The 12,610-nt window shown below is 50.8% G+C and carries 13 protein-coding genes; 7 read left to right on the top strand and 6 right to left on the bottom strand.

What is annotated here, in order from left to right; translation table 11 throughout:
• Positions 1-181: 181 nt before the first annotated feature.
• Positions 182-1,195, top strand: a complete 1,014-nt coding sequence (locus ACQKPA_RS11265; protein WP_427492193.1) for an NADP-dependent oxidoreductase — start codon at positions 182-184, stop codon at positions 1,193-1,195.
• Between the two features lie 174 nt (positions 1,196-1,369).
• Here the strand turns inward: ACQKPA_RS11265 and ACQKPA_RS11260 are convergent, their stop codons facing one another.
• The 3 genes from ACQKPA_RS11260 to ACQKPA_RS11250 form a co-directional block, all read right to left on the bottom strand.
• Entirely contained in the window at positions 1,370-1,861 is a 492-nt protein-coding gene (locus tag ACQKPA_RS11260) for a cytochrome c biogenesis protein CcdC (protein ID WP_427492191.1), read from the bottom strand.
• A 126-nt stretch (positions 1,862-1,987) separates the two neighbouring features.
• Complete coding sequence (locus tag ACQKPA_RS11255; protein ID WP_427492189.1) at positions 1,988-2,548, bottom strand: TetR/AcrR family transcriptional regulator; 561 nt, start codon at positions 2,546-2,548, stop codon at positions 1,988-1,990.
• A complete protein-coding gene (locus ACQKPA_RS11250) occupies positions 2,545-3,264 on the bottom strand; it encodes an MBL fold metallo-hydrolase (protein ID WP_427492187.1) in 720 nt (239 codons plus the stop codon). Before ACQKPA_RS11250 ends, ACQKPA_RS11255 begins: the two co-directional genes overlap by 4 nt.
• 229 nt (positions 3,265-3,493) lie before the next feature.
• On the opposite strand from ACQKPA_RS11250, the gene ACQKPA_RS11245 reads away from it, so the two are divergent.
• From ACQKPA_RS11245 to ACQKPA_RS11235, 3 genes are all read left to right on the top strand, one after another.
• On the top strand, positions 3,494-3,685 hold the full coding sequence (locus ACQKPA_RS11245) for a hypothetical protein (protein ID WP_071222164.1): 192 nt from the start codon (positions 3,494-3,496) through the stop codon (positions 3,683-3,685).
• Between the two features lie 136 nt (positions 3,686-3,821).
• Positions 3,822-4,352, top strand: coding sequence for a sigma-70 family RNA polymerase sigma factor (locus tag ACQKPA_RS11240; RefSeq protein ID WP_427492185.1), 531 nt, complete (start codon positions 3,822-3,824; stop codon positions 4,350-4,352).
• On the top strand, positions 4,345-5,748 hold the full coding sequence (locus ACQKPA_RS11235) for a DUF4179 domain-containing protein (protein ID WP_427492183.1): 1,404 nt from the start codon (positions 4,345-4,347) through the stop codon (positions 5,746-5,748). Before ACQKPA_RS11240 ends, ACQKPA_RS11235 begins: the two co-directional genes overlap by 8 nt.
• 416 nt (positions 5,749-6,164) lie before the next feature.
• Here the strand turns inward: ACQKPA_RS11235 and ACQKPA_RS11230 are convergent, their stop codons facing one another.
• Positions 6,165-6,575, bottom strand: coding sequence for a hypothetical protein (locus ACQKPA_RS11230; protein ID WP_427492181.1), 411 nt, complete (start codon positions 6,573-6,575; stop codon positions 6,165-6,167).
• Between the two features lie 377 nt (positions 6,576-6,952).
• Complete coding sequence (locus ACQKPA_RS11225) at positions 6,953-8,113, bottom strand: stalk domain-containing protein (RefSeq protein WP_427492179.1); 1,161 nt, start codon at positions 8,111-8,113, stop codon at positions 6,953-6,955.
• 236 nt (positions 8,114-8,349) lie between these two features.
• Between ACQKPA_RS11225 and ACQKPA_RS11220 the strand changes: the two genes are divergently transcribed.
• On the top strand, positions 8,350-9,423 hold the full coding sequence (locus tag ACQKPA_RS11220) for a lactonase family protein (protein WP_427492177.1): 1,074 nt from the start codon (positions 8,350-8,352) through the stop codon (positions 9,421-9,423).
• Between the two features lie 199 nt (positions 9,424-9,622).
• On the opposite strand, the gene sleB is transcribed toward ACQKPA_RS11220, so the two are convergent.
• Complete coding sequence (gene sleB / locus ACQKPA_RS11215) at positions 9,623-10,282, bottom strand: spore cortex-lytic enzyme (RefSeq protein ID WP_071222149.1); 660 nt, start codon at positions 10,280-10,282, stop codon at positions 9,623-9,625.
• 358 nt (positions 10,283-10,640) lie between these two features.
• On the opposite strand from sleB, the gene ACQKPA_RS11210 reads away from it, so the two are divergent.
• Together ACQKPA_RS11210 and cysT are read left to right on the top strand one after the other, a co-directional pair.
• On the top strand, positions 10,641-11,717 hold the full coding sequence (locus ACQKPA_RS11210) for a sulfate ABC transporter substrate-binding protein (RefSeq protein ID WP_427492175.1): 1,077 nt from the start codon (positions 10,641-10,643) through the stop codon (positions 11,715-11,717).
• A gap of 38 nt (positions 11,718-11,755) precedes the next feature.
• Positions 11,756-12,604 carry a sulfate ABC transporter permease subunit CysT gene (gene cysT, locus ACQKPA_RS11205; protein WP_427492173.1) on the top strand — a complete coding sequence of 283 codons (849 nt, stop codon included), beginning with the start codon at positions 11,756-11,758 and terminating at the stop codon, positions 12,602-12,604.
• The last annotated feature ends 6 nt before the right edge of the window (positions 12,605-12,610 follow it).

The raw sequence follows: 12,610 nt of genomic DNA, 5'->3' as shown, positions 1-12,610 counted from the left end.
CCTCAGGTATTCAACCCATGGCGGAAGCACTGAATTTTGAGCGGAACCCTCGGAATTGAAAATGCACCTAAAAGTTAAGGATACTGGTCGTTAACGGGTCTGGCCTTAGGGCTAGGAAATTTGTAAACGGACAAAATGGGTAAAGATAGGATGACGGTTTTTTTAAAAGGAGGGTACTCAGATGTCTGTGAACGAACAAATTATACTAGCCAAAAGACCGCAAGGCATGCCGGATAAGTCGGATTTTATATTGGAAGAGCAGCCTTTGCCCGTTCCGCAAGCTGGGGAAGTCCTGGTACGGACCGTATACTTGTCGGTGGATCCGTATATGCGGGGCAGAATGAGCGATGCCAAGAGTTATGCGAAACCCTACGAAGTAGGACAGGTTATCGCTGGAGGCGCAGTAGGGCAGGTCATGGAATCGACGGATCCGACCTATCGGGCAGGCGATTTTGTTGCAGGAACATGGGGCTGGCAGCGCTTTGCCGCCGTGCGGACCGGGACGCTGCGTAAGGTCAACCCGGATCTGGCGCCTGTATCGACTGCCTTGGGCGTACTGGGGATGACCGGTTTGACGGCCTATTTCGGACTGCTGGATATCGGTCAGCCGAAGGAAGGCGAGACGGTAGTGATATCGGGTGCCGCAGGCGCGGTTGGCATGATTGTCGGGCAGATTGCCAAGATCAAAGGGACCCGGGTGATCGGTATTGCCGGTTCTGACGAGAAAACCAAGTACCTGACGGAGAAGCTGGGGTTTGATGCAGCGATCAATTACCAGACCGAAGATCTGACATCGTCTTTAGCCGAAGCTTGCCCGAATGGGGTTGACATCTATTTTGACAATGTCGGCGGTGAGGTTTCGGATGCGGTGCTGCGTCTGATCAACAAAAATGCACGGATCCCGATATGCGGCCAAATCGCACTCTATAACCTGGAAAAACCCGATACGGGCCCGAGAATTCAGAGCCTGCTGTTGACCAATACGGCACTGATGAAGGGCTTCCTGGTCGGCGACTATGCCAGTCGGTACAATGAGGCATTGCATGAGCTGGCCGAATGGCTGAGGGATGGCAACATTCAGTACGCCGAACATATCGTCGACGGTTTCGAAAAGACCATTGAGGCGTTTCTGGGGCTCTTCTCCGGGGAGAATCTCGGGAAACAGCTGGTGAAGGTAAGCGAGGAGCAAAGTTAGTCTGTTGATATATATAATAAAAGAGTGTCGGATTCACGACTTCGTGAAACTCCTCATACGGGAGCTTCGCGGCCGGACGGGTACAGCCGTCCGGTTTGCGTGAACATCGGCACTCTTTTTTTGCGCTAAGAATCATTAGTTTCAACTCATATAGTTAACGATGGTACATGTCCGCTATATAGCCGTTCCTGGTGTCGTAAATTGCTGATACTGGCGATACATCGAGATGCGCCAGTGGACAATCATGCCGTAAGCCAGCATGAAGAACAGCGCCGCGGTTTGCGGGATGGAAATATGCTGCTCAATGTATCCGTGGAGCAGGAGCCGGACAGCCAGCAGACCGAGCAGAATGTAAACAAAGCTTTTCGATTTCTGCATGAAGATCTGGCCATCGACCTTCTCAAATTTGGTGCTGCGAATCAGTGGATAGGAGAAGATGAACCAGCCCACCAGAAAGGCAATTCCCGCCCACCATATAGGGATGCGTACCTGCGGCTCAACGAACATCAGAAACCCCGTGCTCATCGCGACAGGAGGGATGATGATCTTCTTGATTGTGACGGGGCGGTTGCTCGCTTTCATCCGAATGAAAATAACGGTCAGTGCCATAACCAGCATCGCAATCGTAGAGCCTATCTGAAGAATTGGGGAATCGAAATTAACCACAATTCAGAACCTCTTTCCATAAATAAAATGACATGAAATGTGCTTCCTTTTGATTATAGCACATTCTGATGCCAGGCAAAATCAGGCAGGAGCGGGGAGGATCAGCGCGGTTGGCGGCGGCTGTGTTTAAGGTTGGAGCCCATCGATGAAAATTCGAATCATGAAATCCAGGCTTTCATCTACATTCAGATCCATAGCGAATTGACCCCCGCGTTCCAGAGATGAGAAGCCATGGCACAGGCTGCGAAGTGTCCGCACGGCATGCAGCGCCTCCTGCTCAGTGAGCTGGTAGGGAGCCAAGATTCGGAGCAGAAGCTCGACAATCTGATTGCCTACTTGCTGCGCCTCCTGTTGTTCCGGACGGAGAGGCTGCAATGCGGCTTCGTATAATCCAGGGTGAGATCTGGCAAAGTCGACATAGGTAAGGCATACATAACGCAGCGCATCTTCACCAGACCGGCCGGCGACAGCCTTCAGCAGCCGATCATGCAATGTCTGGAGGCCATACAGCATCAGGGCAGCATGCAGACCCGGCAGTCCGTCTACGTGGTTATACAGGGAAGGCGACCGAACGCCCAGCTTACCTGCAAGCGCGGCCAAGGTCACGGCATGAAGTCCATCCTGATCCGCCAGTTCGGCAGCGGTTTGAAGCAATTGAAGCCGGTCGATTCCGGGTCTCGGACTCATTTTGCATTCCTCCTAATTGTAGATTCCGCATGCGTAACGGCCTTCTGCATGGCAGCGACAGGATTCTTTAGCATCCGGCCGTGGCCGACGGCCAGAACGGCGGGCTTTCGTGCGATTAGCACTTTGGCGCTTTCCAAGGCAAGCTCCTTACTCCAGGTCGCCATGGCAGGGAAGGGAAACCAGGGCTTGAGCACACCGGATACGGCTAATCCGCCCCGTGTCTGCCAAGCATCGCCGGTAATCAGTATACCGCTGCGCTCATCGAGAAATGCCATATGCCCCGGCGTGTGTCCGGGAGTGGCGATCGCCTTGAGCGAACCAACGGAATCCCCGTCACCCAGAAGCACGTCCGGAACGGTGGTTATGTTCTTGGGGATATCTCCGCGAATCGGAGTTTGCAATTCTCCAGGCTGGAGCTCCGCGTTTCCTTTCAACAGCAGCGCATCACGCCGCGAGATGTAGACCGACGCATTCGGAAGCTCTTTCTTTAACCCGTCGAGCGCCCCGACATGGTCGCCGTGGGCATGGGTCAGCACGATCCGGGTGATGGGCTTACCTATAGCGGCTGCCGCTTGCAGGATTCCCTTTTGGGAAAATGACATACCAGCATCAATCAGCGTAATGCCGTCGCTTTCTTCTACAAGATAGACATTTATCGGGAAAAGGCGAGGAAGAAAAGAAATTTGAGTCACGTGCTCAATCGTTGTTTGTAACATAATATTATTCCCCTTTCACTAAAAACTAATTATGTTAGTATAATAACTAATATTATTAGTTTTATCAAGCCTAAATTTTTACATTTTCATGGATAGGCTCTTATTACCCCTAAAATTTTTATATATTTACCAAATTTTGAGTGCACTTTTCATCGTTTTGCGTTACCATAAAGATAGATATACGGAAAAAAATGTAGATTATTGAGATGAAGGGTGAGGGGCGGACGATATGGATATTTTCAAACGCATCGTACTTCTGATGGTGATGTATGCCTTCTCCGCGGTACTTCTGTATGTAGCCAGTCAGCACACGCCATATCTGCTTCCTGTCATCTGGATTTCTGCGCTTATGCTGCTGTTATGCGGCATCGGCTATCTTGGTTATCATTATTTCTTTAAAGGACGCAGAAAACGAAGTTAATCAAAATACGCACAAGTCTGCCTAACCGGGCGGGCTTTTTTTGTGTGAAAAATAAAAACCGTTTGTATCGCTTTGCAGTCTTATATACAGTGATGTAAACAAGCGAGGCAGGTCGGACAAGGGGAAGGGTAATCGGATGATAGAACATAATGAGCTTGCGGCTGCTGCATGCAGAGGAGACGAGGAAGCGTTCTATGCACTCGTGACGGAGCACCGAAGGCGCCTATATGGAATTGCGTACAGTTATTTGCATAACGAGAGTGACGCATTGGAGGTGTTGCAGGAGACGGTATGCCGGGCGTGGATGAAGTGCCGGAAGTTGAAGCATCCGGAGGCATTTGTCCCTTGGCTCATTCGGATCCTGATTAATTGCTGCGTGGATGAGCAGAAACGAAAAAAACGCATGGTTCCGGTTGAAGAAGTGCGCTGCCAGGAGACAGCTGCCGAGATGGTCAGTGACAGCAAGCTGGATCTGGAGCGTGCGCTCAGCCGAATGAAGCCCAAATACCGCCATGTGCTGATTTTAAAATACTATCAGGACATGACAATCAGCGATATCGCCAATATTCTCGATGTTCCGGAGGGTACGGTCAAAACCCGGCTGCATCAAGGATTAAAGCTGCTGCGGCAAAAAATCGAGCCAGGAGGTGCCATATTCCATGTTTGAGAAGGAAGAGCGAATGCTCAAGGAGATGAACAGGGACGCGGAGATCAGCGAAGCGGTTGTATCCGATGAAGCATTGGACGCGGCGGTGCGAAGCGGGATGCGAAGAGGACGGCGCACGCAGCGGAGCCGAGCCCGAATGGCTACCGTCTCTGCCGTGGCTGTAACCGTTGCGGCTGCGCTGCTGTTCGTCGTATGGAGCGGGAACGAAAGGCTGGTAAATCCCAAGGAGCAAATGGCGGCTCAAGGACCGTATCCGCCATTGACCAGGTTTGATTTCGGAGAAGATATTACGCTGAATTCCGCTAACAAACACGGCATGATTCAGCTGGTGGATCAATCGGCGACCAAGGGAGATTATACGGTAACTGTCAACGGGATACTTGTAGGCTCCCAGCAGATGGAGGTGTTCTATTCGGTCCAAAACCGTGCGGAGAATCCCGCAGATGTAAAGGGGGTGGAGATGAAGCAGCGGGGATCCAGCGAACCGCTGCCTTATAGTATTGGGTCGTCGGGTGGAAACGAGATTAAGCCCGGCGCCGACAAGCTGTTCCATTCCCGATCCTACATTCATATGGGTGAGAATCACTCTATACCTGAGGAACTGACGTTATCTTTTAAGATCGCCCCCTATTCGACAAATTCGGCTTATGAATCCTCAGCAGAGAACGAGCAGGTGATCGATATAAACGTATCCGTTGATATGGAGACAGTCCGGAAGTATATTAGCACGATTCCGCTCAACAAAATGCTGCAGATTGAGAGTCAGCGGTTCTATTTAAAAGAAGCCGTGTTGTCTCCTGCGGGTATCGTCGTGAAAGCAAACATCCCATCCAGCAATACGATGAAGGTATCCGGTTTATGGGATGTATATTTGGAAGCCGTGGTTAACGGCGAGAAGATTAAATTGAACAGCGATTCCGCATTTTTGCCTGGTGCCGGCGGTGGAGACATGACTTACTTCTTCGACAGCAATATATTGGAGAAGCCGGAATCGATCACGCTGAAAGCGAGCGGATTCCAGGCAGTGGACCCCTCGAAGATGAAACTCGTGGTGGATACGGATAAGAAGGAGGTCATTCATTCACCAGACGGCGACCTTCGGTTCGGAGAGTACACGGGGCATACGCTGACATTTGAATATGAAGAACAGACTGACCGGCATATGGGCAGCGTGTCGATTGAGCCGGAGTTTGTGGATGGAGAGGGGAAAAAGCATAGGATCAATGAGGATGCAGGGGGGCTCAGTGCCTCGTCCCAATCCTCATCGGATACTGAGGTAAGCCTCATTACGCAGTATATTCACCTTAAGCCTGGGGTTTACCCTCAGCCGCTGACGTTTACGTTAAGCAGTTACCCTGGTGTCATGGAGCAGGCATTCGAGGTGCCGATTCAATAAACTTAAAGATGCTGAAAGCTCATCAGGATAACCAAAATGCCGAAGGTTATAACTATTTTGCCCATGAATTTAAAGTGCCATATTCTCAAATCGCTGAGTTCAATATCATCACGCGTTCTTCTGAACCACCATGAATGCGGATTTCTGATGGCATGTATGCCAGTCACAATGAGTGCGATGCCCATTAACACTGTAAATAGGAAGTTGATGAACAGAGGTCAATCAGCTCCTTTCTTTAACGATAATACGCAAGGTTAATTAATGAAGTTCCAACATGTGTAAAAATGATAGAGCATTCCCATATAAAGTTATGCGCCAGAATTGAGGATTAGAAAAAGGAACCGATTCCGACCATAAAGGCCGGAGGACGGTTCCTTTCTCATGTATTTATATCTTGAATCAAGGGTTTGATTACGCTATTCCTTGTGCTCGGTAGAGGAGCTGCCTTCGTGTCCCTTGGCATCCAGGAGTTCAATTAGAGCTTTGGGCACTCCGTTAAGCAGCAGCCACTCACGAAGTGTTTCGATAGCCCGGATATGGCCATTCCCCTCATCCCGCCAGGTCAGCAGCTCGACGACCTTAATGACAAGGAGCATGAGCTCCATTTTGTCATGCTCGGTTTGGTCTGCGCGGATTTTTTGGAATACGGCTTCTTTCTCCCAATCCAGCAGGATCTCTTCACCAATGGTTGGTCTCATGAGTGAATAGCTGTAATCGCACTGCGGGCAGAGTACCGTGGTGAACTGTTCTGATTTGAACGTAACCCGGATATCCGCTTGACACTGACGGCAGTGAAATTGGACTTCAATTGCTGAGTTCGTTTCCATATCGATGATGCCTCCTTCGAAGAGAAAGGTATCTACTTATACCCAATAGTCGGTAACTATGACCCATCTTCCGGTAAGGAGCTGTCTGAAACGTGAAAAAGAACCGCCTCATCGCAGACGATTCTTTAAGGATTAAAGAGGATTAAAATGAAACAGGGTTGCGTTGCCTACTGCCTTGCGCTCTTAACATGGGTTAACACATTGTAGAGGAAAGCGAGAATGCCCAGCCCAGAAGGTGATAAAATCTATACATGACGCGGGTGGGAAGGACGATTATCAATCGCATGGCTTTACACGGTGGGTACAAAAAGAAAACCGTGAACTCCCCTCGCTGGGGAAATCACGGTTAAATCGTACAAATTCATTAAGCTAATGACCTATTCCAACTCCAGCACATCATAGATCAGCCATTTGCCTTCGGTTTTCTTGAGCCAGTAAAGGGAGGTCGAATGGATGATTTCACCGTCTGCATCATCGGTTTCTTCAGCGTAGACGACGGCGTCTTCCCCTTGGAAGAAGACCGTCCGGAGCTCAACTGATTTAATGTTGAAATTAACCTCATCGAAGATGCCTTCCGCAATGCTGGTTCGGAACATCTCGTGGAAGGACGATTCCGGATGAATAACCGACATGAGCAGCGGACCATTCTCATCATTGAAGCCCTTGGACTGGGTGTCAATGGTCGCCACTATGGCTTTTTGTTCCGCTTCCGGCACTTCCGGACGAGCTTCCAGCAGTTCATCTCCGACTAGATATTCCGTCTCGTAATGGCTCAGATCATAGATTTTCCATGCTCCCGACGCGTCCTTCTTCAAGAGATTCTCGTAATGGAGCGTAGCATCCCAAGCAAAAGGCCCGCTGGTGCGGTCGAGGGCCACACTGGTGTAGGCATGGATCGACGTTCCGGCTACCGTTACTTCCCATACGTCAGCGGATACATGCAGATCGTTCTTGAATTGGTTCTGATAATTTTTTTGGATTTCTGCAAAAACAGGAGATTTAGGATGGAAGGCGCTCATGACAGCATCCAGTTTCTTGGCATTACCAGCTTCTTCAATCGTATGATAAAGCTTCTTCACCTCGTCGGTGGCTTTGTCGATTGCACCCTCCCGGTCGATCTTGATGGTACGTGACTTGGAGTCCCACTTCACGGGCAGTCCGGTGGCTTCCGCTACGAAACGAAGGGGAACCAGCGTGTTGCCGCCTTGCGTGAATGGGGGGATCTGAAGCGTGGTTTTTGCGCCATTGACATAAGCGGTCTTCTGCCCGATGGTCATCTGCAGCTTCTGATCGAGGTATGTACCCGTCACCTGTTTATTTCCGCTGTTCCAATTGACTTTATAATCCAGGGCCTGAAACAGAGGGCGGAACTGCACGAAGGTAACTCCATTCCTCATAATAGGGGCTGCCTGAAATTTGATTTCTTGGTTATCGAGGTAGACTCGGATATTCCCTTGATTCTTTGCCGGAGCGGCTTGTGTCGCGCTGGCGAACAGGAACAGGAAAGCGATCGCCAGCAGGCTGATTTTTTTCTTCAATTGGCTGTCATCTCCTTCAACGAATGATAGAATAGAGAGGTAGTTGTGGTAATCGTACATGATAAAACCAATGCTAGCAATAGATTTCTTCGTGAGTAATTATGGGTAGAGCAACGTGGCGGCGGCTTGCCGGTTCGAATTGAAAAAAGGCGGTAAGCACGAAGCCCTTATGGGTAATACATAATAAGGATCAGGCCGGGTCACCGGAACATTCATTAGACAAAGGAGTGGATCACATGACAGCAGGACAGGAACTGATATTTTACATTGGAACCTACGGTTCGGAGGACGAGAATCGCATTCATTGGGGGGCGATGGATCGGGGTACGGGCGAGCTGCGTCTCTTAGGCGGTACGGCTGGTATTGAAAACCCTACCTATCTGGATTTCGATGATTCCATCTCCGTACTGTATGCAGCCAGCGAGAAGGGCGAAAGCGATGTGTCGGCTTATTCAGCCAATCTGGTAACCGGTGAATTAACGCTGCTGAATGTTCAGTCTACCGGCTCATCCGGTGCGTGCCATGTATCCCGGACATCGGACGGGAAGTATCTACTTACGACAGGGTACAGTGATGGATGTATATCGGTGCTGGCATTAGAAGAAGACGGTCAGATCGGAGAACTGGTCTCCAAGATCAAGCACAGCGGACGCGGTCTTCGCGATGACCGTCAATCGGAAGCGCATCCGCATTCGATATTTGAAGACCCCGTCAACAAGTATATCGTGGTCAGTGACCTGGGCATGGATGATGTGAATCTGTATCGGCTGGAGGAAGGCAAGCTGGTCACCCACCGCGAGATCAGTCTTCCGCCAGGCTCGGGCCCAAGGCATGTGTCCTTTCATCCATCAGGCAAGTGGGTGTATGGCACGAACGAGCTGAACAGCACGGTAACGGCTTACGCAAACGACGGGACATTTGGGGATTTGAAAATATTACAGCATATATCGACGCTGCCAGAGGACGTAGTGATGGATAACAACACATCGGCCCATCTGCTGGTGTCTCCTTGCGGCCGTTATCTGTACGCCTCCAACCGGGGCCATGACAGCATCGTTCAATATGTGATCGACCAGGAGACCGGTACGCTACGCGCAGTTAACTGGGTGTCTTCCGGCGGTAAAACGCCGCGCCACTTCAATATACTGCCAGAAGGCTTTCTGCTGACGGCGAATCAGGACAATGGTTTGATCGCAAGTTATCGGATCGATCCGGACACGGGCAACCTGGTCTCTACGGGTTATACATTAGAAGTCACGCGCCCGGTATGCATCTGTCCTGTAGAGAAGGCAAAGGCGAATAAACGTTAACTTAATATAAAGAAGAAGCAGCCCGAAGACCCGGAAATGGGACTTGAGCTGCTTCTTTTTTGGTGTTCTTCGCCCGTAGCAATGGACAAGGAACACGGTGTTCAACCTCAGCTAAAGCAAGGAAACAGGCTAAGCAAGGTCATAGGAAATCACAGGAATTCATAGGATTCATTGGTTTAAAGATTCATTCGATGAATAATTAATGCGCAAAGATATGATTGCCGATCTGCAGCACCTGCGGTCTGGACCAGATCCATTTGCTGGTCGCTGTTTTGGGATTGAAATAATAAAGGGATTCATAAGTCGGATCCCAGCCGCGAACGGCATCCAATGCGGCAAGATAGGCGGTTCGGTTCGGGGGCAGCCAGTATTGTCCATCGTCTACGGCTGTAAAGGCGCCTTTTTGAAAGACGACGCCCCGAATATCATTCGGAAATTCGCTGGATTGAATGCGGTTCATGACAACAGCCCCGACGGCAACCTGTCCTTTGTAAGGCTCACCGCGGGCTTCGCTGTAAATGACTCGGGCCATGACATCCATTTCGGATTGATTTAACGTATATTTTTTCAGCTGTCTCCAGGTTTGCGCGCCGGTAACTCCATCGGCTGGCACACCGTATTCTTTTTGGAAACGGGTAACGGCTGTTTTCGTGTTTGCGCCATATTTGCCATCGAGCGGCTGCGTGTAGAAGTCCAGCGTTTTCAGGCGATATTGAAGCTCCCAGACATCCCCGTTTTCACTGCCCGGCTTTAACAGCGGAGCTGCCTCCGTCGTTTGGGCGAATGCAGGCATGAACAGAAGAATACTTAGGAAAAGAGCAGAAATTATTTTCCTAGTTGGCTTTCTTATGGTGATCATCTCCTTTGGGGTTGAATTATAAGGATGGAAGCGGGTTCATACAACCCTCAGTAAATGGAAATCCGCGCTGTGACTGCGTTCGCGGGCCAAAAATGGTTCTATGGACCGGGTGGTCCCAAACTTGTAATTATTTGAAAAAAGGTTTGACAGCAGGAGATGGACTTATTACAATAGCTACATAACACACTAAACAGGTAGGAATTATAATATTTTGTTCTCACCGTATGGACGGAGGAACGCTCAAGGATCAAGAGCAGGCACGGCAGCAAACCGGCTTGACTCTGTTCTGATGAGCCTTCCTCCGTCTTTTTTTGCCATACGGCCTGTTTAGCGGAGCATACCAGGGGGAGTGATCCATATGAAAAAGGTGTTGAAGCAAGGGGTTCTCATCGGATTAATCGTAATGTTGACGGCGGCGCTTACGGCTTGCGGTGCAGAGAAAACAGAGACAGTTGCAACCGCCAATGAAGAAGCTCCTGCTTCGAGTTCAAGCAAGCCGAGCGTGGAAATTCTCAATGTTTCTTACGATCCGACCCGCGAGTTATATGACCAGTACAATAAAGCATTCGCGGCGCATTGGGAGAAAGAACAGGGCCAGAAGGTAACGTTTAAGCAATCGCACGGGGGTTCAGGCAAACAAAGCCGCTCGGTAATCGACGGTTTGGAGGCGGATGTGGTGACACTGGCCCTCGGATACGATATCGATGCAATCCGTCAGGCCGGATTGATCAATGAGGGCTGGGAGAGCAAGTTTGAGCATAACAGTGCGCCTTACACCTCGACGATCGTTTTCCTCGTCCGCAAAGGCAACCCGAAAGGCATTAAGGATTGGCCGGATCTGATCAAGGAGGGAGTAGAGGTCATCACGCCGAACCCGCAGACCTCCGGCGGTGCACGGTGGAACTACCTGGCGGCATGGGGCTATGCACTCAAGGTTAACCATAACGATGAAGCGAAGGCTCAGGAATTCGTGAAAGAGCTGTTTACCCACGTGCCGGTGCTGGACAGCGGCGCACGTGGTGCAACAACAACTTTTGTAGAACGTGGTATCGGGGATGTGCTGCTGGCTTGGGAGAATGAAGCCTATCTCTCGATTAATGAGCTGGGACCGGACAAATTCGAAATCGTGAACCCGTCCGTCAGCATTTTGGCGGAACCGCCGGTTGCCGTCGTGGATAAAAACGTCGACAAGCGAGGGACCCGCGAGGTAGCGGAAGCGTACCTGCAATATCTATACAGTGAAGAGGGACAGACGATTGCGGCGGAGAATTACTACCGTCCGACGCTTGCCAGCGTGGCTGACAAGTACAAGGAGAAATTCCCGGCCATCGAATTGTTTGCGCTCAAGGATGTGTTTGGAACATGGGAAGAGACGCAATCGAAGCATTTCAATGACGGCGGCATCTTTAATCAGATTTACGTGCCCGGCAGCTGATCGGCATAACCGCCGAAGGCAGGAAAGGATGAGTGGATATGGCTGTACTTCGCGTACAGAAGCAAGGCAGAGATCATCGCAGGGTGCTCCCTGGTTTTGGAATCGGCATGGGACTGACCGTCCTTTATATGAGTTTGGTTGTGCTCGTCCCGCTGTCCGCGCTGCTGCTCAACCAAACCGGACTAACCTGGGAGAAGTTCGGGTCGGTTGCAACCGATCCGAGGGTACTCGCCTCCTACCGGGTTAGTCTGACGACGGCGGCGCTGGCCGCATTCGCGGATACGATATTGGGGCTGCTGCTGGCCTGGGTGCTGGTGCGGTATGATTTCCCCGGCAAAAAATTATGGGATGCGCTGATCGATTTGCCTTTCGCCCTGCCAACGGCCGTAGCGGGGGTGGCTTTAACCGCGATCTATTCCGCTAATGGCTGGATCGGATCGCTGCTGGAGCCGCTAGGGATCAAGGCGGCATTCTCTCCTTTAGGCATCACGCTGGCTCTCATGTTCATCGGCATACCGTTTGTTGTACGGACGGTACAGCCGGTGCTGGAGGACGCGGAGCGGGACACGGAAGAGGCGGCAGCCACACTCGGAGCAGGTCGGTGGCGCACGTTCCGCACCATCATTCTGCCAAACCTGATTCCGCCGCTGTTGACCGGATTTGCGCTCGCTTTTGCCCGGGGGATCGGAGAATACGGCTCCGTGGTTTTCATCTCGGGAAATATGCCGATGAAGACGGAAATTGCGCCGCTGCTGATTATGACAAAGCTGGAGCAATTTGATTATGCCGGCGCTACGGCGGTTGCCTTGATTCTGCTGCTCATCTCTTTCGCGCTGCTGCTCGGTATCAATTTATTACAACACTGGACGCGGAAAACCGCGCGCTAGGGAGGG

Origin of the sequence: Paenibacillus sp. NPDC093718 (assembly GCF_050279985.1) — a bacterium.
Classification (GTDB): Bacteria; Bacillota; Bacilli; order Paenibacillales; family Paenibacillaceae; genus Paenibacillus_AQ.
This window is presented reverse-complemented; position numbering and strand designations above follow the sequence as displayed.